This window comes from Chryseobacterium sp. KMC2, assembly GCF_016756935.1.
Classification (GTDB): Bacteria; Bacteroidota; Bacteroidia; order Flavobacteriales; family Weeksellaceae; genus Chryseobacterium; species Chryseobacterium rhizosphaerae.
On record NZ_JAESIT010000008.1, the window covers coordinates 176296 to 197421 of the forward strand.

A 21126-nucleotide genomic window follows, 5' to 3' on the forward strand; every position below is an offset into this window, starting at 1 on the left:
GACGAAGAAGGTATAATTAAGTCTTAAAAATTCCCTTGCGTGAATAAAGATATTCTGACGGTAAACGCCAATTTATTTTTGATTATTGCGCATGGCCTTAATCAGTTTATCCGTTCTCTTATCTGCTCTTGCATTATTTAAAGATAAAACCGCCCATATGGCAGCAGGAAGCCAGCCGATTAAGGTGATCTGTAAAATCAGGCAGATCACTCCGGTGATAATTTTTCCACGAACCATAAAGGATAAGAAGGGAAGTAAAATGGCTAGTAACATGGTTTAAAATTTTAATTAATATTAGATTTCTAATGAGACTGAGGATCAAAATACGCTTTAAAAGTAAGCGGATCTTCAATTTTATCTTCCACTTCCTCAAGGTATTCCAAATATTCTTCCTGGTGTTTTTCCATATAAATAAGCACAACCGCAAGATTTACATATAAATTTTTGTCGCTCGACCCAAGATCTAAGGCCTTCTTTAAATAGGATAATGCCTTTTCATTTTCTCCCATATCAGAATAAATAGCCCCGATATTGATTAAAGCGGAGGTGTTTTCAGGCTCAATAAGTAAAATTTCATCTAATTCCTGGACTAATAAATCATTTAAAGTATCCCAATGATCTTCATTTTCCCATCTTTTTGCCTGAAGTTTTTTTACGTTTTCTAATCTGGATGTTATATTGCTCATTATTTAAAATTACAGAATGAATGCTTATGTTGTACAGTACAAATTTAGCTTTCTTAAAATAAATCTTGCTGAAAGAATGTGATCTATTTGCTTTACCTCTCAATATATTTCACAGGGTTGGCTTATGCAACTCTTACAAAGTCACTTTCCGTTGCGGTAATACAGAGCTTGAATCCACAGTCTGGAAACTTCTGAGCCACATTATAAAAGGCAATGCTTGTTCTAAACATTAAAAGAATACAAACGGCTGAACTTATTTTGTTGGTGAAAAAAGCTGATTCTGCGGTTTTTTTGTAGATTTCTGAGAAACCTCTTGTTTTTCCAAGTTCAATCCAGCTTTTGCTTTCAGAAATCCAGGAACTGTTCTCCTTGGTATAGCCTTTACAGATATACATGGTACTATCCCAGCCATTGTCTACACTATAATACAAACAAAGGGCTTCGGCATTTTCTTCTCTTGCCTTTTCCAGGCAATCCTTCATTTTTCCTTCAATTTTTTTCTCAAAACCCTTTAAAGAAACAGTCATTATTTTTTCCACTAATTCTTTAGAAAGTCCAAGTTTTGAAGTCGTTTCAAGAACAAAATGGGTTGCTTCTTCAATCTTTCTGCTTTCTATCAAATCAATACAGGTTTCCCAATATTTATAATTTCTCATCGTTGAGGGGGTAGGAGTTGATTAATTCTCTTATTGTTTGATCTGTTTTCATAAGCTCACCGTGGGGAATCTGATGAGTGAGATAAGTGAAAAATAAATCGTTCACCCATTTATGATCAATATTATGAATGTAATAGGCGCAAATAAGACCTACATCATCAGAAATATAGGCCGACATATCAGATGAACCAGTGATTCTGAAAACAAATACAAAAATATCCTTTCGGATATCATTGATTTTTTCCTCTGTTTCCAAGTTTATTGCTTTTCCGTCCACAGCCTGATAGGCTTCCATCCATACATCTGAAAATTCGGGAAGGTCTCTTTTATCGAGGAGAGCATCAATGTATTCGTGATCTACATTAATGAAAGCTGTTTTTAGGGATTCCCTAAAAACAGCTTCAAATTTATTAAGTTCCTGTATCATGTTCAGTGGTAGGATTATCCGAAAGCTCTTTTCAACAGGCTTTCAACTTTGGGCTCACTTCCTCTGAAATCTTTATACAGTTCCATGGGGTCTTTCGTTCCCCCAGAGGAAAGAAGTACTTTATACTGAGCTGCAATTTCCGGATTGAAGATTCCGTTTTCTTTAAAATACTGGAAAGCATCAGCATCCAATACTTCTGCCCATTTATAAGAATAGTATCCCGCAGAATATCCTCCCTGGAAGATGTGGGAGAAACTTGGGCTCATTGCTGTTTCCGGATTTGTAGGGTACAGCGTAGTTGCTTTGGTGTATTTATCTTCAAATTCCTTTACAGTCTCATGTTCTAATTCTCCGGCTTTAGTATGATAATTCATGTCCAGAAGTCCAAAACCAATCTGTCTCAGAGTTTGATATCCTTCCATAAAGTTTTTAGACTGTTCAATCTTTTCAATTTTTTCATCAGGAAGAACTTCTCCTGTTTTGTAATGTTTCGCAAAAGTTTTCAAGAACTCAGGTTCATAGCAGAAGTTTTCCAGGAATTGGGATGGAAGTTCCACGAAGTCCCATTTTACAGAAGTTCCCGAAAGAGAAGGGTATTGGGTATTGGCCATCATTCCGTGAAGGGCATGTCCAAATTCATGGAATAAGGTGGTCACTTCCTGGAATGTTAATAAACTAGGAGTATCTTTTGTCGGTTTACTGAAATTGCAGACAATAGAAATATGCGGACGTGAATTTTCTCCGTTCTGCTGATACTGATTTTTGTAGCTTGTCATCCATGCACCCGCTCTTTTCCCCTTTCTTGGGAAATAGTCAACATAAAGCAGAGATTTATAAGTGCCATTTTCTTTTACTTCATATACCTTTACTTCTTCATGGTATTTCGGAATGTCATTTCTTTCTTCAAATGTTAATCCGAAAAGTTTTCCAGCCAATCCAAAAACAGCATCCTGTACCTGGTTTAAAGGGAAATAAGGTTTCAGTTCCTCATCATTGAGGTCGAATTTCTGTTTACGAAGTTTTTCAGCGTAAAAAGCATGGTCATATCCTTGCATATCCTCAATGCCATCTGCTTTAGCCAATAATTTTAATTCTTCGATTTCTTTATCAGCATAAGGTTTGGCTTTGGTTAGAAGTTCATTTAAAAAATCAAAAACTTTTACCGGGGATTTGGCCATTCTTTCCTCAAGAACAAAATCAGCATAATCCTGATAACCTAAAAGTTCGGCTTTTTGCTGCTTTAAGGACAGAAGTTCTTTGATCATATTTTGGTTATCGAACTCACCACCATCAAAAGATTTTTTGCCATTGGCCAAGGCCAGTTCTTTTCTCAGTTCACGGTTTTCCGCGTAAGTCATGAATGGGATATAGCTTGGGTACTGCAAGGTAACAACCCAGCCTTCAAGGTTTCTTTCTTTAGCTTCCTCAGCATATTGGTCAATAATAGCTTCGGGGATACCTGCCAAATCTTCTTTCTGGGTAATATGTTTGAAATAAGCATTGGTAGAGGCCAGTACATTTTGTCCGAACTGCAGGGATTTCAGAGAAAGATCCATACTGATCTTTTTTAATTTTTCTTTGTCTTCCTCATTCAGTAAAGCTCCACTTCTTACAAAACCTTTGTAGGTTTCATTCAGAAGCATTTTTTGTTCCCCGTTGAGGTTATATTTTTCCTTTTCATCATATACCTTTTTGATTTTGCTGAAAAGAGCTTCGTTTTGAGAAATCTTTGAAGAATATTCCGTTAAAATAGGAGAAACTTCCTGAGCAATCTGCTGGATTTCATCACTTGTTTCTGCAGAATTTAAATTGAAAAATATATTGGAGACAACATCCAGCTGCTCACCAGAATACGCTAAAGCTTCAATTACATTTTCAAAAGTAGGCGCTTCAGGATTATTAACAATCGCATTGATTTCCTCTTCAGATTTTTGAATTAATTCTTTAAAAGCAGGAAGATAATCTTCATTTTTAATAGAAGTAAACGGTGCGGAATGATATGGAGTGTTAAATTTTTCAGTTAAAATATTCATTTTTTGATTTTTAATTAAAGTTAAATGTAGTGATTCATCAGGAATCACAGCCGAAAAGTTCAAAAATAATGCCTGAATAACAAGTTATGACAAAAATACTTATCTTTAAATAATCTTGTCATATGGAAAGTGGGGGTGATGTTGAAATATTTAATTTTGAGAACAGATTTAAACGTTGTCATTACAATAAATAACCTAAATATATAAACTATGAAAACACTCTTAAAAATTATCGGAATTATCATTCTGTTGATTGCTGTATATGCGATTATTGCAATGCTGGCTTTCAGTAAAGATTATCATTTTGAAAAATCTGTTGTTATTAAAGCTCCAAAAGAAAAAGTATGGTCACATGTAGGTTCTTTAAAAGAATATAATGTATGGGATCCTTTTTCTAAAGCAGATAAAAATATAGTGATTACCTATTCAGGTGATGGTGACAAAATAGGAGATTCCTATCACTGGAAAGGAGATAAAAATGTAGGCGAGGGAGAACAGGCAATTGCCGAAATAGTACCTAATGAAAAAATGGTTACCAAACTTCATTTTATACAGCCTTTTGAAGGAAATGCTAAAAGTACCTTTGTACTGACTCCCGAGGGAAATGGAACAAAAGTAACCTGGATGATCGATAATGAGCTGAATACTATGATGAAGATTATGAAACCTATGATGGATAATAATATGGATAAAATGTTTGGACAGGGCCTTGACGGACTGAAACAAATATCAGAAAAATAAAACAGAAGCCTTGTAAATTTTACAAGGCTTTTCTATTGCTTTAAGGATTATTACCCTTGCTGGTAGGATTTGAATCATTCATTTTTTGATGAAGAAATGAAAATATAAATTATTATGAGAAAAATATTATCTTTATATAAAGATTCGATTTATGGAGAAGATTGTATTTGAAAAAAGTGATATCAGAGACTTCGTAAAAACTACCATTACAGAGAAAATTGAAAAACTTAAAAGATTTATTGAGTTTACTCTGGAAGCAAGCCGTGACATCAAAAAAACTCCGAAATATGACAGTATGAGAGAAGAAATGCAGGAGGAGATTTACCAGATGCAACGACAATTGGGAGCTTTGAATGATCTTAAAAGAAATATGGCAAAAGTTCTTAACACAAGTACAGACAGAGCACAGCTAGGCTCATTGGTGATTACCAATAAAGCCCGTTTTTATATTTCAGTTTCATTAGGTGAATTCTTTTTTGAAGGAGACCGTTTCTATGCGATCTCACCCGAGAGCCCAATGGCTAAAAAGATAATGGGAATGAAGGCTGGAGATGAGTTTGTGTTGAACAAAATTCATCAAAAAATAGTGGAAGTATTGTAAGAAGATACTCTGATGATGAAGCCATAACTATCCACAATACCCATGAAATTCGCTAATTTAAGAACAAACAGAATCAATCAATGGATTATTATCCATTTGCGCTATCTGGTGGGCTTTGCTTTTTTTCCATCAGGATTAACCAAATTAATAGGAAATAGGTTTACCCGTATTTCAACAGAAAATCCAATAGGTTACTTTTTTGAAGCATTGTACCAATCCGGTTTCTACTGGAACTTTTTAGGATGGGCACAGGTAACGGCAGGCATTTTACTGCTGACACAGCGTTATGCAACGCTGGGAGCCTTAGTGTTTTTTGCAATATTAACTAATATTTGGGTGATTACACTTAGTCTTTCATTCTCCGGAACCTGGATGATCACTTCGTTAATGATGCTTGCTGTTTCTATATTACTGATATGGGACGGGCATAAATTGCTTCCAATTTTTAATTATAACAAATCGAGTATCGTTAAGGAATATCCTGATCCCGGCCGTATCTGGATTATTGCAGGAATGATATATGCTTTCAGCTTTATCGTATTGTATATGCTGGATCCCGTACATGGAGCGGTATATGAAAAGTGGCTAACGAAGGCATTTGCAGCAATAATTCTGCTGACCTTTGCTACAAGCAATTATAAAGCCTATAAAAACTGTAAAATAGTAGTAAATACCTGATGTTTTAAATGTTGGAGATTGGATCTCATATTGTAAATTTGCAGTTATGAATAAAGCAGAAATAGTAAAACAAATCATAGAACAAAGGAGAAGTATTTTTCCAAAAGATTATACAGACGCAGCAATTTCTCAGGAGGTTATTGATGAAATTCTAAGCTCGGCAACATTTGCACCCAATCATAAGCGTACAAAGCCTTGGCGCTTCAAGGTATTCAAAGGAGAGGAAAAGGCAAATCTGGCTTCAGAAATGCAGGCTATCTATAAAGCTACACAGCCTGAACAGCTTTTTTTAGAGAAAAAATTTAATGATATCGGTTTTAAAATCAATAAAGCTGATGTGGTTGTTTCCATAGTGGTTAATTTCAGCGGGATGGTTCCGGAATGGGAAGAGATTGCTGCCACTTCAATGGCTGTTCAGAATATGTATCTTACCTGTACGGCCTATAATATAGGATGTTACTGGAGTTCTCCCTCTATTGTTGACCTTTTGAAGGAATCTTTAACCATCGAGGAAAACCAAAAGTGTTTAGGGCTTTTCTATATGGGGGCAGTGGATTAATGAATCATTTTGATGAGGTGATAATGAATGAGTGAAAAAAAATATCAAATTATCCCATTTTCAAATTACCAAATTGAAAAATTTGTTTATCTTTGCACTCTTAAATATTTAACTGGGACGAGTTCCCGTAAAATTCAAACATTATGTCAGTAAAAATCAGATTACAAAGACACGGTAAAAAAGGTAAACCTTTTTTCCACATCGTGGTTGCAGATTCTAGAGCAAGAAGAGATGGTAGATTCATCGAAAAACTAGGAACTTACAACCCAATTACTAACCCTGCAACTATTGAATTAAACGTTGATTCTGCTGTACAGTGGTTAAACAATGGTGCTCAGCCTACTGATACTGCTAGAGCTATCCTTTCTTACAAAGGTGCCCTTTACAAAAAACACTTACAAGGTGGTGTAGCTAAAGGTGCTTTTGACGAAGCAGAAGCTGAAAAAAGATTTGCTGCTTGGGTAGACGCTAAAGATGCTAAAGTACAAGGTAAAGTAGAAGGTTTATCTAAAGCTCAGGCTGACGCTAAGAAAGCTGCTTTAGAAGCTGAAGTTAAAGTAAACGAAGCTAGAATTGCTGCTGCTGCACAAGCTGATGCTGATGCTAAAGCTGCTGAGGAAGCTGCTAACGCACCTGCTGAAGAAGTTGTTGCTGAAGCTACAGAAGGAGAAGCTCCTGCTGCTGAAACTGAAGAAAACACTGAAGCTTAATAAACAAATCCTGTTATGCGTAAAGAAGATTGCTATTTTTTAGGTAAAATCACACGCAGACATGGACTTGCGGGTAACGTTATCCTTAAATTGGATACCGATCAGCCCAAGCTTTACAATAAATTGGAATCAATATTCGTTGAAATCAACGGATTATTGGTTCCATTTTTTATTGAAAAATCCTCATGGAGCAAATTAGATGCTTTAAACCTTGCTTTTAAAGGCTCCTCAGAATCTATGGTAGATCAGGTTTTAGGTAAAAGTGTTTACCTGCCGCTTGCTACCCTTCCCCAACTTTCAGGAAAACAGTTCTATTATCACGAAATAATAGGGTATAATATCCTTGACGAAAATGATAATGACTGTGGGGTAATACGATCTGTAAACGATCAGACGGCCCAAAATTATTTCATTCTTGGATTTGAAGGCCGTGAAATTGTGATCCCTCTTATTAAAGATTGGATCCTGGAAGTGAACAGAGAAGAAAGATTTATTAAAATGCAGTTGCCGGAAGGCCTGATGGACGTTTTCCTTGTTCCGTCAAAAAAAGATGAGTAATCCCTTTTTCAGAAAATACACCTGAAATTTATTCTCTTTCGCATTATTTACTAAGAAATATTTCCCATAACTTTTGTATAGGATCAGAAACCATCGGTTTTGTATGGTCTTCTTTGATCAATTTTTATGTATTTGATCAATGTTATGCTCCAATGTGGAACCATGACTTTAAAAGGTTAAGGTATCTACTGATTCCCTATAGAATCTAGTTAAATAACTTTCTGAATTCTCCCGGAGACTGATTCGTCTTCTGTTTGAAGAGTTTGCTGAAAGACTGTGGATGTTCAAACCCCAGTTCGTAAGCAATTTCACTCACAGATAAACTTGTAGTACTCAAACGTTCTTTGGCAGAATCAATTAATTTATTCTGAATATGCTGTTGTGTGTTTTGCTGAGTATGAAGACGAAGTAAGGTCCCAAGATAATTAGGAGAAATATTCATCTGTTCGGCAATACATTTCACAGAGGGAATACCATTTTCGAGGAGATTTTCGCTTTTAAAATATTGGGAAAGAATGTCTTCAAACTTAAATAACAATTCGTGGCTTGACTTTTTTCTGGTGAAAAATTGACGCTCATAAAAACGTTCAGAATAAATCAGTAATAATTCAATCTGAGCAATGATAAGCTCCTGTGTGAACCTATCGATATTTGACTGGTATTCCCTTTCAATATTTTTAAGAATATTAACAAGGATTTTCTCTTCTTTATCAGAAAGGAAAAGAGCCTCTTTCACCTGATAGCTGAAGAAGTCATAAGATTTTATTTTCCTTGTTAATGAAGTGTTCCACAGAAAATCAGGATGAATAAGCAATAAAAATCCGGTAGGCTCTACCTCAACATCGGGATTGATTTCAAGGCTTAAAAACTGCTGGGGTGAAACAAAGCACAAGACTCCGGAATCAAAATCATATTGCTGTTGTCCATAATTGAACTTTCGGCTGACATTCTTTTTCAAACCAATTGAATAAAAATTCTGAATCCATTTCAGTTCTTCATTGTCTACAGTATAATGGACTTTGCTGTAATCTATTAAACTGATCAGCGGATGTTCAGGATTGGGCAGACCACAGAAAGCATGAAAATCTGAAATAGAGTTAAAGCGGACAGGCTGTTTCATAATAGCGAAGTTAATTGTTTTTGTAAAAAGTATAATGAACTGTTTTAGAAAACCTTCAGCTCCATTCTGACCGACTTTTGTAAGTATCAGGAAGGTCACCCCGAACGGAGCTGAAGATTATTATTACAAAGTTAAATCGCTGTTGAAACTGTCAGACTTTCCCATTTTTCAGCATCCTTTTTTAAAATATCAATCTTATTATTCAGAAATTCCATCGTTCCTACACCCAATAACAGATGTACCGGAGGATTTTTCTCTTTACTGATCTGAATCAGGACATCAGCTGCTTTTTCGGGATCATTAGGCTGGTTTCCATTGATTTCATTAAGGTGAGCCTGTTCTGAATTTCTTGCTGCTTCATAGGCTTGGATAGGATTAGAAGGCGTTTTCACAGAATCTTTAGTTAAAAAATCTGTACGGAAATATCCGGGATAAACAACAGTAGCATGAACTCCGAAGTCTTTCACTTCTTCGGCCAATGCCTCTGTAAATCCAGCAACAGCAAATTTTGTAGAACAATAGATTCCCCAACCAGGAAAATTAGCGGAATATCCGCCAACAGAAGATATATTGAAGATATTCCCTGATCTTTGTTCACGAAGATAAGGCATGGCATTTCTGATCACATTCAATGTTCCGAAAACATTCACTGCATAATTTTCTCTTGACTCTTCATCAGTAAGCTCTTCAAGGGTTCCGATTTGTCCATAGCCTGCATTGTTGACAACCACGTCAATTCGTCCAAAATGGTCAACTGTTTTTTCAATGGCAGATTTTATGTCGTTGTTGTCTGTGATGTTGACGCTCAGCGGAAGAAAATTCTCTGATGTTTCTCCAATAGTTGAGAAAAGAGATTCAACAGTTCGGCTGGTTGCAGCAACCTGAAATCCTTCGGATAATAATTTTTTTACCAACTCAAATCCTAACCCTTTTGAAGCTCCTGTTACGAACCATACTTTTTTTGTTTCCATTTTTAAATATTTTTTTGTTTAAATGATGATACAAAGATGGAAACTTGCAAAAAGGGAAATGTATCCAAATCGGGGAATGATGTATCTAAATCGTGGATGATGATTCTATCTCCTTTGGTGTAAACATGTTTTTGGGTGATTTTTAAAGGATTTCAGGGTGTAATCACTCAGATTGAGTTGGAAATAATCCCTGCTGAGATGAATAGGGTGGATCTTCAATGTTGTGCTCCGATGCGGAACCATGATTTCAAAAGCTTAAGGTATCTGCTAATTCCCAATTGCCGGGAGTAAATATTCCTGTACAATTTTATCAGCCTGGGAATGGGCATAAGATGTATTATAGGCTTTAGCTGTGATCACCATCACTACAGGAATTTCAGTAAATATAATAATTTTGTTACCCCCATTTCCACTACACTGATACGCTTCAAAGCTTTGGTTTCCCACCCGGTATACTTTTCTCCAGAATAAATAGCCATATCCCTCAAAGTCTTTATCATTGGTAAAGTAGTTGGTAAAAGACTTTTTTATCCAACTTTTATCAATAATGTTATGACCATTCCATATTCCCTTATTTTTATAAAGCTGTCCAAATTTTGCGAAGTCTAATGCTCTCATGCGCAATCCACCGGCCAGAGAAGGTTTTTGCTGTGGGGTATACTGCCATTTATAGTTTTTGATACCCAGTGGACGGAATAATTTCTGTTCTGCATAATTTTCCAGCCCTTTGGGAACAGACTGATTGAGGATATCTCCTGTCACTACAACACCTGCTGTGAAATACTGCCAGTTTTTTCCGATTGTATTTTCTGTTGCAGGTAAATCTAACGTAAATCTTACCCAATGATCAGTAGGATACATATTTTCTTCATTTCCAGGTGATTCCTCATCTGCATCATTGCCGTCAAAACCTGAGCTCATGGTCAATAAGCTTTTTATAGTCATGCTGTCTTTATGAGATGAGTAATTTTTGAATTGCTTAAGATCATAGAAGTCCTTCAGCATTTGGTTTTCACTTTTAAGATAGCCTTCTTTAATCGCAATTCCTGTTAAGGCTGAGGCAAACGACTTACCAACCGAACGTGTATCCTGCAGTGAATCTCTGGCGGAATTACTGAAGTATTCTTCCACCAGAAGTTTTTCATTTTTGATGACCACAATTCCTGTGATATTCCTGAATCTGTTTTCTGCAATTTTTTTATTTAAAAGCCTTATTTTTTCTTTGTCCAATTTTTCATCAGAGACTTTCCATCCGCTGTTTGGGTTTATAGTTTGAATAGCAATCTGCTGTTCTGAAATATTTTTTTTGGGAATGGTTAAGTGAATTTCACCTGAAGCAATCGTATTTCCTACCTTTAAAGTAGTAGCCTTCAAATAGGGTTTTATTTCAACTTTTAAAAGGTGATTTCCTTCATTGAGCTGATCAATTCCCCCATTGACAAGATAAAATCTCATCCATAAATACCTTCCCCAGGAATCTTCATTTTTTGAACTGATGAGAGGAATTCTAAAAGTGGTTTTCTTCTTTTTATCTTCGGCCGTTCCTGCTCCGGGATTCAGATTTTCTGTATAGATTAATGTTCCGTCAATGTAAAAATTAAATTGATAATTTCCTTTTTTCAGCAGTTCATCTACAGCTAAAGAAGGTTCAAGCTGATGCAGGTAATTCACTAAAGAATTGTTTAAAAAAATACGGAGATTTAAATCTTTATCTTCCTGAAATACTTCTTGGGTAATAAAATCAGCTTCTTTCAGGCTGTCCAGAGAAATTGCTTTTGATAGAAAAATAATGTTGCCGGTATACTTTTTATGGATAGTATTTATGGCTGGTTCAGGATCAATAATGTTGTTAATTTGTCCGAAATAAAGGCCAGACATAAAAAATAAGGTATATACAAGGATAGATTTCATTTCAGTATTTTATTTAAACAAAAATAGGGTGTAATGTTATGAAAAAATAGAATGAAATTAACATTGCTATTTCTTTAAGAGATTTCTGTAATGTAAAGGGGTAATTCCTGTATTTTCTTTGAATGACCTGATAAAATGGCTCTGATCTGCGAAACCACATTCCAGTGCTGTTTCGGATAAAGATTGAGAAGTGTGAAGAAGCGTTATGGATTTATTGACCTTCAGTTTTCTAATGTATTCCCCTAAGCTGCAGTTAAAATGTTTCTGAAAATCTCTGCTCAAATGAACCGGATGAATATCCAAAATCTTCGAGAGTTCTGTGAGGCTCTGCTTCTCAATGAAATTTTCACGAAGCATCTCTTCAATCTTATGTACCCAACCTGGCTTTTTATCTGTATTTTCATTTTTTCCGGACAGCTGACTGAAAATAGCAAGCAGATGTTGATGAACCGAGAGTTCAAAAGAAAGATCATTCATTTTCGTTTCCTTGAAAATCTGATGAATTGAGAGCTGTAAAGAGGGATTTTTGATGTTAAGGCTACCCTCAATTCTATTGTGTGAAATCTGAAATTTTTCAAACCAGCTTTCTGAAATTTCGATATGAAAACCTCTTGTAAAAATATCCGGTTTTATATTGTAATGAGCATCTTCCCAATGATGATACAGTAAAGTTCCGGCAGAGCAGTCGTAGATTTCTTTTTTGTTTCCTTCTTTCATATTTCCCTGAATAAGAAACGTGAAATAAGCATTTTCATGATAATGCCAATCTACATAAGGATGTGTATATTCTGTATCTGTAATTGTGAGTCCGTCAAAATTCAGGGTTTCATTGGTCTGCCCAAAGAATTCTCCATTATAAAGGGTATTCATTTTATAATTTTTGTTTTAAACTTTCAATCTGTTCATACATTGTATTGAAAAATAAGGCCCGGTCACGGTTTCCCGAAGCATTCAGTGATTTTGAATTTTTAATCTGATGTTCAAAATAACTCAGAGAATCCTGGCATGTCATTTCATCCGTAGTCATCATGTACCCGAACATACTGAACGGGATAAAAAAAGAAGACTGCTGTTCATTTTTAAATAAAATGCTATTGTTTAAAATAACCAAATCGTTTACAAATATTTGGAAATTAGGTTTTTCAAGTGTTTTATGTTCTAGATTTTTTATTAAACTTTTTAGATCATCCAATATAAGATCCGTGTCATTCTTTTTTAATAATCCGATTTCAAAATAGAAGGAAATCTGCCGTAAAGCACTTAAAATAGTTGTGTCATTCCATATTTCAGTGACATTTTGTTTTTCATAAAGATCAATGAGCAGTTCATTTTTTACAGAATGATATTCTAAATTAAACGTATCGAAAGGACTTAAAAATTTATCCTGATTCAATAAATTCATCCAGACATAAAACTTGAAGCGCGACAGTATTGAATCTGAAATGGTATAGAAAAACGGAATATCTTTCGCGGAGTAAAATACCTGGGAGTTTGTAATATCCTGAAATACATGCAAGATCTTCAGAGAGCTTTCAAAATAGTTTAACAGATCTTCAGTTGTTTTTACGGGTTGGGTGCGTCTTACAACCAGTTGGTTTTCTGTTCCCAGAAACTGATCCAGGGAAATCTGATAGTATTTAGCAAGTTCCAGGGCTTCCTCAAAGCTGAATTTGGCCTTCATAGAAGTTCGCCGGTGTGCTGCATCGTAGCTGATGTTTAGAATATTGGCAATTTCATCGTTTAATGATTTGCCACCAATCTTTCTTCGGATTTCCTTTAATAAAGCTTCCTGATGCATGGTTTTGTGATTTTCACAAATGTAACCTTTTTTTTAATTCTTTTTCACATTCAGGAGATGGTGTTCTGATGATAATTTTGAAATGTAATTTTTAAAATAATGAGTTATGAAAACACGAATCTTATTAATAACAGTTTTTTTTGTGAATAGTCTGGTGTATGCATCAGATACCATAAAAGCAGATTCTTTGAAGCCTAAAATTATTGCCGCTTCACCTTCGAAGAATACCAGCAATGTGAACGGAATTTTATTTAAATATTTTGACGAAGAAGAGGGGTTTACGCCTAAAAAAGTAAATGGCTTAGGAATGGGATTTAATCTTGTAGGTATTTTTATTCCGCCACTTTTACTATTTAACCTACCAGGGGCCGATCACTGGAGCTTCAACAGTTATGAGATCATGCCCAGGGAGCGTATGAACAAAATTAACGGTGTACAGCTTTCACTTATCAATATGGAACCTACTGTAACCAATGGACTGGAGGTAAATATCTCAAGCAATATTGGAGTGTATACCGTGACGAACGGAGTTTCTGTTTCACCACTTTTTAATATACATGATGAGATAAAAGGGATTTCTGTAGCATCCTTAGCCAATGTGGGACAGAAATGCAGAGGAGTCCAGATTGGTCTGTATAATAAATGTAATGATTTCAGAGGTATCCAGATCGGGGCATGGAATGAGAACGGGAAGAGAAAACTTCCTTTGATCAATTGGAACTTTAAAGGCTCTAAGCAATAATCACCATAAAAATAACAGATCATGAAAAAATTATTTTTAATAACAGGCATTTTTTTATTGTCAGGAATACTATACAGCCAGGATGCTCCTGAAATAAAAACAAGATGGGTATCATTGACTCCACTGAGTGAACATGTACAAGAAGTTAATGGGCTGGCAGTGGGATTGGGAGGCAGTCTTGCTGATCGTAATACACAACGTACCCAGTCCATTAACGGGCTTAATCTGGATGTTAATCCCGTGGGGCTTCTCATCTGGATGTTTTTTGATCCCGCTAAAGAAAAAAATGAACATACTTTTCTTACGGTAAACGGAATTACACTTTCCGGTGCCGGATATGGAAGAAATGTGGATCAAAATGGACTTTCCGTTTCTGTTTATAATTATGGAAGAAAAGTGAATGGCTTTTTGGTTTCCGGGCTTTCCACTTCTATTGATAAAGGAAATGGTATCGTCATCTCCGGGTTGATGAATGGTGTGGATGATATGAGAGGCGTAAGCATCTCCGTATTTAATGGGTCTGAAAAGATGAAGGGCTTACAGCTTGGGCTCATCAATAAGGCCGAAGAAATGAGGGGTGTACAGGTGGGCGTGGTCAATTCATCTAAGAAAATGAAAGGACTTCAGATTGGAATATGGAATAAGAATGCTAAAAGAAGCTTACCAATCATTAATTTTTAAATAATAAGACTTATGAAAAATATACCATATATACTCATTGCTTCCCGTTTTGCAGCAGCTCTGATTATTCTGTATTTGGGTTACTGCATTGGAGAGGGGGCCCGCGGATATATTGTAGGATTAATGTATTTCGGGATATTTACTGATGTTTTTGATGGGATTATTGCCCGTAAAACAGGAGTTTCTTCTGAAAAACTAAGGCGCTTAGACAGCCAGACGGATCTTATTTTTTGGCTTTCACTGGGATGGATTTCCTATCAGCTTAATCCGGAACTGATAAAAGGAGAATGGAAAAGTATCCTGTTCATTTTTATAATGGAAGCCTCATGCTATATCATCAGTATCTGGAAATTTGGAAAAGAAACCTGTACTCATGCTTTTTTGGCAAAAATCTGGGGGCTGAGCCTCTTACTGGCCTTTACCTATCTCATCGGATTTCAGGAAACGGGCTGGCCTTTTTATCTCTCTGTTACTTTAGGATTGATTTCCCATATAGATGTTATCCTGATTATTCTTATTCTTCCCCAATGGAGGTATGATGTCCCCAGCTGTTACCATGCCTGGATGATCAGAAAGGGAAAAAAGAGAAGAAAAACAATTTTCTTTAATTGAGTATTGAAATAATTAAAAAAAATCATTCTATGATAAGAGGTTATTAATGCTGGGGAATTTTGAACATAAAATATCCCACATGATAGAATATTATGGAAAAATGAAACGAATAAAATCGATAAATGATGCGTTGATCTGTTAAAAAAAGAATAGAAATGCTATTTTTCATGAAGTGAAAATAAAATGACATAATCCATATGAAATAATATTAATGTATTGGTTTTTAATTGTTTGTTGTTTTTTAATTCATGAATTTAGATATATAAATTTATGAATCTATAGAGTATTCACTTGTATTATCACATCGCTTTACTGCATCTTTGCTTCAAGGTAAAAACACAGCATTTATATTTTTGTATGTGTACAGTACAAGAATGTAAATATTAAAATCCTACGTGAGTTAATGAATTAATTAAAAAGTTAGAGTAGTGATCACCAAAAGTAATTTATTATGTTGTAAGTAAACAAAATTTGTTTGAAACCATTAGCGATGTCAGGGAATGAATTCTAACTGAATAAGACAGAGCTAATGATGAACTTGAGAAATCAGAATTATCATTTAAAAACTAAAAACTAATAACTATTTTCCATACATAAGAAGCCTGTTCTTATGAAAAAACCAAGAATAAGTCAACTTATTCCTCTTAAAAGTGATATGATGTGAGTGTACCAGGTTCAAGTCAGGACAAATTTTATCAAGTTCAGAATCTTAAAATTATACTTTAGAAACGAATGCAGAAGAGTGAAAAAAGATAATTTTACTGAACAGAAAGTTTAATTACCTGATAAATGATTTTTAAAGACAGCGTAACCATTAAGTTGCGCTGTTTTTTTGTAACTTTGCAAACATTAATTTTTATACAAAAATTTATCATCAACAAATGAAAAAGCAGACGATCAAAGAAATCCTGAAGGATTACAAGAAAGTATTACATCATGACATTACAGTTTACGGATGGGTAAGAACATTCCGTGCTAATCGCTTTATTGCACTTAATGATGGATCTACTATTAATAATTTGCAGATAGTTGTTGATTTCGAAAATTTTGATGAAGAGGTTATCAAGAATATCAGTACTGCTTCTTCCCTTAAAGTGGTAGGAGAAGTGGTAGAAAGCCAGGGTGCTGGTCAAAGCGTTGAGATTATTGCTAAAAAGATCATCGTTTTAGGAGATAACTTTACTGAAGAGCTTCAAAGTACGATTCTTCAACCTAAAAAACATAGTTTGGAAAAACTTCGTGAGCAGGCCCACCTAAGATTCAGAACCAATTTATTTGGAGCTGTTTTCAGAGTACGTCATGCCGTGAGTTTTGCGGTTCACTCGTTTTTTAACCAGAATCAGTTCTTCTATATCAACACACCAGTAATTACCGGTGCAGATGCAGAAGGAGCCGGAGAAATGTTTGGAGTTACCAACTTTGATCTTGAAAATATGCCAAGAACAGAAGAAGGTGAAATTGATTTCTCACAGGATTTCTTTGGTAAAAAAACAAATCTTACAGTTTCAGGACAGCTTGAAGGGGAAACTGCAGCTATGGGATTAGGAAGAATTTATACATTTGGACCTACTTTCCGTGCTGAAAATTCAAACACAACAAGACACCTTGCTGAATTCTGGATGATTGAGCCGGAAGTTGCTTTTAATAACCTGGAAGACAATATTGACCTTGCTGAAGATTTCTTAAAGTATGTGATCCAGTATGTATTGGATAACTGTAAAGACGATCTTGAATTCCTGGATAAGCGTTTTGAAGAAGATCAGAAAACAAAACCTGAGAAGGAAAGAGCAAAAGAAGGTCTTATTGAAAAACTTCAGAATGTGATTGCTAAACGTTTCAAGCGTGTAAGCTATACAGAAGCTATTGAAATTTTACTAAACTCTAAAGAAAATAAGAAAGGTAAATTTGCTTACCCTGTTGAGAAATGGGGAACAGATCTTCAGTCTGAGCATGAAAGATATCTTGTTGAAAAACATTTTGAGAGCCCGGTTGTATTATTTGATTATCCGAAAGAGATCAAAGCTTTCTATATGAAACTGAATGATGACAACAAAACTGTGGCAGCAATGGATGTTCTTTTCCCTGGAATCGGTGAAATCATCGGTGGTTCCGAAAGAGAAGCAAGATTAGATGTACTAAAACAGAAAATGACTGATATGCATGTAGATGAGCACGAACTTTGGTGGTATCTGGATACCCGTAAATTTGGTTCTGTTCCTCATGCAGGATTTGGTTTAGGATTAGAAAGATTAGTTCTTTTTGTAACAGGGATGACGAATATCAGAGATGTAATTCCTTTCCCAAGGACGCCGAAAAGTGCTGAATTCTAGAATAATAAAAAAAAGCCTTAATGAAATTTAAGGCTTTTTTTATTTTTTAGTAGTTTATTATGATGAGAACTATACTGCAAAAATCATGCTAAATGTGTTTATTATCAAATAAATTTATTAAATTCGTAGAATATGTTATGTTAAAACGCCAATATTACTATGCTTAAACAACACTTACAACTCAAATTAGGACAGAAGCTGGCTCCCCAGCAGATCCAGTTGATGAAGCTTATTCAGCTTCATACTCTTGAATTTGAAGAGGAGTTGGAGAGAGAGCTAGAAGAAAACCCTGCATTAGAAATTGCAAAGGAAGAATCTAAGGAAGATGATTATGCTTCTTTGGAAGAAACTTATCAGGATGAGGGTACCGATAGCATTGAAACAGATTTTGACGTCAATGAATATATTTATGACGACGAACCCAACTATAAAACGGCATCCAGCAACTATTCTCCTGACGATGAAGAATTTGATAATGAAAGTCTTTTAACAGAGGGGCAGTCATTGTATGATTACCTGATGGAACAAATTCATTTGGTAAATATCAATAATGAAGATTTAAGAGTCGCGGAATACCTTATTGGAAATCTGGATACGGATGGATATTTAAGAAGGGAAATCAAGTCTATCGTTGATGATCTGGCTTTCTCACAGGGAATCTATACTACTAAAGAAAAAGTGGAAGATATCCTGGAGAATTATGTTCAGAAACTGGATCCATCAGGAGTAGGGGCAAGAGGACTTCAGGAATGTTTATTACTTCAGATTGAAAAGAAAGTAAGCTCGGATAAAGCGGTTTCTTTGGCTGCAAGCATTCTGAGACATCAGTTTGATGCGCTGACGAATAAGCACTATAATAAGATTATTCAGAAATATGATATTGAGGAAGAAGATCTGAAAGATGCTTTGGAAGAAATCTCAAAATTATCACCTAAAGTGGGAGGGAACTTTGATACCCAGACTATTACAATCAACCAGGAAATTATCCCTGACTTTGTGATCCAGGTGAAGGATGGATTGGTAATTCCTATGCTTAACAGCAAAAATGCACCTACTTTAAGAGTTTCAGAAGAGTATAAGGATATTCTTACCACCTACTCTCATGATAAAAATTCATCTGAGCATAAACAGGCTGCCTTATTTATCAAACAAAAGCTTGATGCTGCCAAATGGTATATTGATGCCATTAATCAGCGCCAGAATACCCTTTTACAGACCATTACGGCCATTGTAAAGTTCCAGAAGGATTACTTTATCACAGGGGATGAAAAGTCGCTGAAACCGATGATTCTAAAAGATATAGCAGATATTACAGGATTTGATATTTCTACCATTTCAAGAGTAGTAAAAAGTAAATATGCTGATACACCAAACGGGATTGTATATCTTAAAGATCTGTTCTCGGACAGTTTAACTAATGATGATGGGGAAGAAGTTTCTACAAAAGAGATTAAAACCCACCTTCAGGAAGTGATCAGTAAGGAGAATAAGAGAAAACCGCTTACCGATGATGCTTTGGTAGTGATCTTAAAAGAACAGGGCTACAATATTGCCAGAAGAACAATTGCAAAATACCGTGAGCAGCTGAATATTCCTGTAGCAAGATTAAGAAAAGAGTTATAGTTGTCAATACTGTACTTTCAATATATAAAAAGGTGAACGCTAATGTTCACCTTTTTTATTTGTATATATTAAGAGATCAGAAATACAGTATCACTTATTCTTTTAAAAAGACTGAGGGTATTGATCTGTTTTCCAAATTCTTTATTTTCCCAATACACTTTCCCTTCTTTATAATCATTAATTAATGCAAAAGTACCGTTATTGATCTTCAAAAATGCAATGGCAGGGAAGGGTAGGTCTTCAAGATCTTCAAGCTCCAGTCTTACCACCATCGTTTCAATATCAAAATCATCTTTTAAGATCGTGTGGAAACTCAAAAAATTATAATCTTCCACAGGGATGTCGTAATTTTTTATTTTACCGGCCTTTATATTTTGTTGTATAAATTTTTTCAGTAGAAAATTAAAGGAGGTCACATGTCCATTTTTTTCAGTCATAGATGCAGAAATATATTTAATAGATATAATATGCGTTTTCGTTGATCCGTTTCTGGATATTATTTATACTTATTTTATAAGGAATATCTTCTTCATTTTTATAATGAAAATCGATTGTACTGATTGCCTTTTTACTGATTCCTATCCATTTATTGTCCTTAATTTTATAAAGGGAAAACTGATTGTAGTGCAGTGTATAGTCTGCTTCATTGATAATGACCAGCTTGTTTTTATCCTGCGGATAAAAGGTAATATGTGTTTTTCCGATTTTGTATGATTGCTCTTCCAGAAAATTTACATGTTCTTTTTGGGTATAAGAAAGCAATTTTGATTTTAGCAGCAGAAACCTGTAATTGGTTTGTCTGATATTTTCATTGATCCTGCTTTTTATTTTTTTTAAGGTATGAGAATACTGGCTGAATTTGTAGTGGATGCCCTTTGGCGAAATCGAAAATTTAGCTTTGTTTTCAAATGGATCTATAAAGAAAAATTGATTGTCCTTTACATTGATAAGATGAATCAGTAGGTACTGCTTTTCAGTAATACTATTGAAAATATTACCCTCTACCCAATGGTGAACGACATCTGTATAGGTAAATTCCTGTACAATGGGTTTATGATAATACTTAATTTCCTTTTGAAGTTCCAGCCTTCTTAACACCAAGGTGAAGCTTTCAATCTCTGTATTGATCTGGGTAATATCTGTAGTATGAACCCTGTTGAATTCAAAATTACATTCATCAAAACAGAAATGACGGCTGTTCTCTAAAATACGGGCATAATCTTTACTCTGTTTGAAGAGATTGATGCATTGCTCATTATTTTTCAATAAGGTGAAAAAGCCTGCAGGATAATTCTTATGAGGAGAAATGACATCGTATTTCTGCAATATTTTTTCAGTCATAAAATACCTGATATTACCGAAAACAATATCGATATCACAATATCCCCAGAAATCATAATTTTTCAGATATTCCTGAAAGATCAGCCCATAGGTAGGTTTAAAATCACATAATTTGTAGCCATCCAGAATGTTGATATTCAGATTGAGCTTTTCACTGGCTAATGCACTGAATTCAGTAAGGTCCTTAATGTGCACAAAGTGTACATTGGGGATATGAAAAGGAGCTTCTAAATTAGTAAACAATATAAAATCAACATCCGGATTATATTTGCAACTGAACAAAAAATGGCTGAAATAAGATGGCCAGCTTTTTCCGAAATAACAATTTATTAATGCGATTTTGGTCAT

Annotated in this window: 23 protein-coding genes; 11 read left to right on the forward strand and 12 right to left on the reverse strand. The window is 35.0% G+C overall.

What is annotated here, in order from left to right; all coding sequences use genetic code 11:
• Positions 1 to 72 precede the first annotated feature (72 nt).
• The 5 genes from JML65_RS11630 to JML65_RS11650 all read right to left on the reverse strand — a co-directional run bounded on the left by JML65_RS11630 (position 73) and on the right by JML65_RS11650 (position 3802).
• The gene (locus tag JML65_RS11630; RefSeq protein WP_047488181.1) at positions 73 to 273 is read right to left on the reverse strand and encodes a YqaE/Pmp3 family membrane protein; all 201 of its coding nucleotides are present in this window, start codon (positions 271 to 273) and stop codon (positions 73 to 75) included.
• A gap of 29 nt (positions 274 to 302) precedes the next feature.
• Positions 303 to 686 (reverse strand): tetratricopeptide repeat protein, encoded by a 384-nt coding sequence (locus JML65_RS11635; protein WP_047488184.1) that lies wholly within the window; start codon positions 684 to 686, stop codon positions 303 to 305.
• A gap of 122 nt (positions 687 to 808) precedes the next feature.
• On the reverse strand, positions 809 to 1342 hold the full coding sequence (locus tag JML65_RS11640; protein WP_202270967.1) for a hypothetical protein: 534 nt from the start codon (positions 1340 to 1342) through the stop codon (positions 809 to 811).
• Entirely contained in the window at positions 1329 to 1769 is a 441-nt protein-coding gene (locus JML65_RS11645; RefSeq protein WP_202270968.1) for a hypothetical protein, read from the reverse strand. The genes JML65_RS11640 and JML65_RS11645 overlap by 14 nt, the downstream gene beginning before the upstream one ends.
• Before the next feature lie 14 nt (positions 1770 to 1783).
• Positions 1784 to 3802, reverse strand: a complete 2019-nt coding sequence (locus tag JML65_RS11650) for a M3 family metallopeptidase (protein WP_047488516.1) — start codon at positions 3800 to 3802, stop codon at positions 1784 to 1786.
• A gap of 210 nt (positions 3803 to 4012) precedes the next feature.
• Between JML65_RS11650 and JML65_RS11655 the strand changes: the two genes are divergently transcribed.
• From JML65_RS11655 to rimM, 6 genes are all read left to right on the forward strand, one after another.
• Positions 4013 to 4543 (forward strand): SRPBCC family protein, encoded by a 531-nt coding sequence (locus JML65_RS11655; RefSeq protein WP_047488191.1) that lies wholly within the window; start codon positions 4013 to 4015, stop codon positions 4541 to 4543.
• 151 nt (positions 4544 to 4694) lie between these two features.
• A complete protein-coding gene (locus JML65_RS11660; RefSeq protein ID WP_047488195.1) occupies positions 4695 to 5144 on the forward strand; it encodes a hypothetical protein in 450 nt (149 codons plus the stop codon).
• A 42-nt stretch (positions 5145 to 5186) separates the two neighbouring features.
• Positions 5187 to 5822 carry a DoxX family membrane protein gene (locus JML65_RS11665; RefSeq protein ID WP_115917655.1) on the forward strand — a complete coding sequence of 212 codons (636 nt, stop codon included), beginning with the start codon at positions 5187 to 5189 and terminating at the stop codon, positions 5820 to 5822.
• A 46-nt stretch (positions 5823 to 5868) separates the two neighbouring features.
• A complete protein-coding gene (locus JML65_RS11670; protein WP_202270969.1) occupies positions 5869 to 6381 on the forward strand; it encodes a nitroreductase in 513 nt (170 codons plus the stop codon).
• 143 nt (positions 6382 to 6524) lie between these two features.
• Positions 6525 to 7091: a 30S ribosomal protein S16 gene (locus tag JML65_RS11675; RefSeq protein ID WP_047488204.1), complete on the forward strand. Its 567-nt coding sequence runs from the start codon at positions 6525 to 6527 to the stop codon at positions 7089 to 7091.
• Positions 7092 to 7106: 15 nt separating this feature from the next.
• Positions 7107 to 7649 carry a ribosome maturation factor RimM gene (rimM, locus tag JML65_RS11680; RefSeq protein ID WP_047488208.1) on the forward strand — a complete coding sequence of 181 codons (543 nt, stop codon included), beginning with the start codon at positions 7107 to 7109 and terminating at the stop codon, positions 7647 to 7649.
• Between the two features lie 205 nt (positions 7650 to 7854).
• On the opposite strand, the gene JML65_RS11685 is transcribed toward rimM, so the two are convergent.
• The 5 genes from JML65_RS11685 to JML65_RS11705 all read right to left on the reverse strand — a co-directional run bounded on the left by JML65_RS11685 (position 7855) and on the right by JML65_RS11705 (position 13449).
• On the reverse strand, positions 7855 to 8769 hold the full coding sequence (locus JML65_RS11685) for a helix-turn-helix domain-containing protein (protein WP_084085865.1): 915 nt from the start codon (positions 8767 to 8769) through the stop codon (positions 7855 to 7857).
• A gap of 131 nt (positions 8770 to 8900) precedes the next feature.
• Positions 8901 to 9740, reverse strand: coding sequence for an SDR family NAD(P)-dependent oxidoreductase (locus JML65_RS11690; protein WP_115917653.1), 840 nt, complete (start codon positions 9738 to 9740; stop codon positions 8901 to 8903).
• 267 nt (positions 9741 to 10007) lie between these two features.
• Positions 10008 to 11651 carry a serine hydrolase domain-containing protein gene (locus tag JML65_RS11695; protein ID WP_202270970.1) on the reverse strand — a complete coding sequence of 548 codons (1644 nt, stop codon included), beginning with the start codon at positions 11649 to 11651 and terminating at the stop codon, positions 10008 to 10010.
• Between the two features lie 66 nt (positions 11652 to 11717).
• On the reverse strand, positions 11718 to 12521 hold the full coding sequence (locus tag JML65_RS11700; RefSeq protein ID WP_047488219.1) for a helix-turn-helix domain-containing protein: 804 nt from the start codon (positions 12519 to 12521) through the stop codon (positions 11718 to 11720).
• A gap of 1 nt (position 12522) precedes the next feature.
• On the reverse strand, positions 12523 to 13449 hold the full coding sequence (locus JML65_RS11705; RefSeq protein WP_084085280.1) for a transcriptional regulator: 927 nt from the start codon (positions 13447 to 13449) through the stop codon (positions 12523 to 12525).
• 106 nt (positions 13450 to 13555) lie between these two features.
• Between JML65_RS11705 and JML65_RS11710 the strand changes: the two genes are divergently transcribed.
• The 5 genes from JML65_RS11710 (at position 13556) to rpoN (ending at position 19437) form a co-directional block, all read left to right on the forward strand.
• Positions 13556 to 14191 carry an LA_2272 family surface repeat-containing protein gene (locus tag JML65_RS11710; protein ID WP_202270971.1) on the forward strand — a complete coding sequence of 212 codons (636 nt, stop codon included), beginning with the start codon at positions 13556 to 13558 and terminating at the stop codon, positions 14189 to 14191.
• A 21-nt stretch (positions 14192 to 14212) separates the two neighbouring features.
• A complete protein-coding gene (locus JML65_RS11715) occupies positions 14213 to 14872 on the forward strand; it encodes an LA_2272 family surface repeat-containing protein (RefSeq protein WP_202270972.1) in 660 nt (219 codons plus the stop codon).
• Between the two features lie 12 nt (positions 14873 to 14884).
• Positions 14885 to 15484, forward strand: a complete 600-nt coding sequence (locus JML65_RS11720; protein ID WP_202270973.1) for a CDP-alcohol phosphatidyltransferase family protein — start codon at positions 14885 to 14887, stop codon at positions 15482 to 15484.
• Positions 15485 to 16365: 881 nt separating this feature from the next.
• The gene (gene asnS, locus JML65_RS11725) at positions 16366 to 17814 is read left to right on the forward strand and encodes an asparagine--tRNA ligase (protein WP_047488235.1); all 1449 of its coding nucleotides are present in this window, start codon (positions 16366 to 16368) and stop codon (positions 17812 to 17814) included.
• Between the two features lie 159 nt (positions 17815 to 17973).
• Positions 17974 to 19437, forward strand: coding sequence for an RNA polymerase factor sigma-54 (gene rpoN / locus JML65_RS11730; RefSeq protein ID WP_047488238.1), 1464 nt, complete (start codon positions 17974 to 17976; stop codon positions 19435 to 19437).
• A 68-nt stretch (positions 19438 to 19505) separates the two neighbouring features.
• On the opposite strand, the gene JML65_RS11735 is transcribed toward rpoN, so the two are convergent.
• Together JML65_RS11735 and JML65_RS11740 are read right to left on the reverse strand one after the other, a co-directional pair.
• The gene (locus JML65_RS11735; protein WP_202270974.1) at positions 19506 to 19874 is read right to left on the reverse strand and encodes a cysteine peptidase family C39 domain-containing protein; all 369 of its coding nucleotides are present in this window, start codon (positions 19872 to 19874) and stop codon (positions 19506 to 19508) included.
• A 16-nt stretch (positions 19875 to 19890) separates the two neighbouring features.
• Entirely contained in the window at positions 19891 to 21126 is a 1236-nt protein-coding gene (locus JML65_RS11740) for a DUF6625 family protein (protein WP_084085270.1), read from the reverse strand.

Coding starts and splice junctions, on each gene's coding strand:
- JML65_RS11630 (WP_047488181.1), bottom strand. CDS start 273: ATGTTACTAGCCATTTTACTTCCCTTCTTATCCTTTATGGTTCGTGGA.
- JML65_RS11635 (WP_047488184.1), bottom strand. CDS start 686: ATGAGCAATATAACATCCAGATTAGAAAACGTAAAAAAACTTCAGGCA.
- JML65_RS11640 (WP_202270967.1), bottom strand. CDS start 1,342: ATGAGAAATTATAAATATTGGGAAACCTGTATTGATTTGATAGAAAGC.
- JML65_RS11645 (WP_202270968.1), bottom strand. CDS start 1,769: ATGATACAGGAACTTAATAAATTTGAAGCTGTTTTTAGGGAATCCCTA.
- JML65_RS11650 (WP_047488516.1), bottom strand. CDS start 3,802: ATGAATATTTTAACTGAAAAATTTAACACTCCATATCATTCCGCACCG.
- JML65_RS11655 (WP_047488191.1), top strand. CDS start 4,013: ATGAAAACACTCTTAAAAATTATCGGAATTATCATTCTGTTGATTGCT.
- JML65_RS11660 (WP_047488195.1), top strand. CDS start 4,695: ATGGAGAAGATTGTATTTGAAAAAAGTGATATCAGAGACTTCGTAAAA.
- JML65_RS11665 (WP_115917655.1), top strand. CDS start 5,187: ATGAAATTCGCTAATTTAAGAACAAACAGAATCAATCAATGGATTATT.
- JML65_RS11670 (WP_202270969.1), top strand. CDS start 5,869: ATGAATAAAGCAGAAATAGTAAAACAAATCATAGAACAAAGGAGAAGT.
- JML65_RS11675 (WP_047488204.1), top strand. CDS start 6,525: ATGTCAGTAAAAATCAGATTACAAAGACACGGTAAAAAAGGTAAACCT.
- rimM (WP_047488208.1), top strand. CDS start 7,107: ATGCGTAAAGAAGATTGCTATTTTTTAGGTAAAATCACACGCAGACAT.
- JML65_RS11685 (WP_084085865.1), bottom strand. CDS start 8,769: ATGAAACAGCCTGTCCGCTTTAACTCTATTTCAGATTTTCATGCTTTC.
- JML65_RS11690 (WP_115917653.1), bottom strand. CDS start 9,740: ATGGAAACAAAAAAAGTATGGTTCGTAACAGGAGCTTCAAAAGGGTTA.
- JML65_RS11695 (WP_202270970.1), bottom strand. CDS start 11,651: ATGAAATCTATCCTTGTATATACCTTATTTTTTATGTCTGGCCTTTAT.
- JML65_RS11700 (WP_047488219.1), bottom strand. CDS start 12,521: ATGAATACCCTTTATAATGGAGAATTCTTTGGGCAGACCAATGAAACC.
- JML65_RS11705 (WP_084085280.1), bottom strand. CDS start 13,449: ATGCATCAGGAAGCTTTATTAAAGGAAATCCGAAGAAAGATTGGTGGC.
- JML65_RS11710 (WP_202270971.1), top strand. CDS start 13,556: ATGAAAACACGAATCTTATTAATAACAGTTTTTTTTGTGAATAGTCTG.
- JML65_RS11715 (WP_202270972.1), top strand. CDS start 14,213: ATGAAAAAATTATTTTTAATAACAGGCATTTTTTTATTGTCAGGAATA.
- JML65_RS11720 (WP_202270973.1), top strand. CDS start 14,885: ATGAAAAATATACCATATATACTCATTGCTTCCCGTTTTGCAGCAGCT.
- asnS (WP_047488235.1), top strand. CDS start 16,366: ATGAAAAAGCAGACGATCAAAGAAATCCTGAAGGATTACAAGAAAGTA.
- rpoN (WP_047488238.1), top strand. CDS start 17,974: ATGCTTAAACAACACTTACAACTCAAATTAGGACAGAAGCTGGCTCCC.
- JML65_RS11735 (WP_202270974.1), bottom strand. CDS start 19,874: ATGACTGAAAAAAATGGACATGTGACCTCCTTTAATTTTCTACTGAAA.
- JML65_RS11740 (WP_084085270.1), bottom strand. CDS start 21,126: ATGACCAAAATCGCATTAATAAATTGTTATTTCGGAAAAAGCTGGCCA.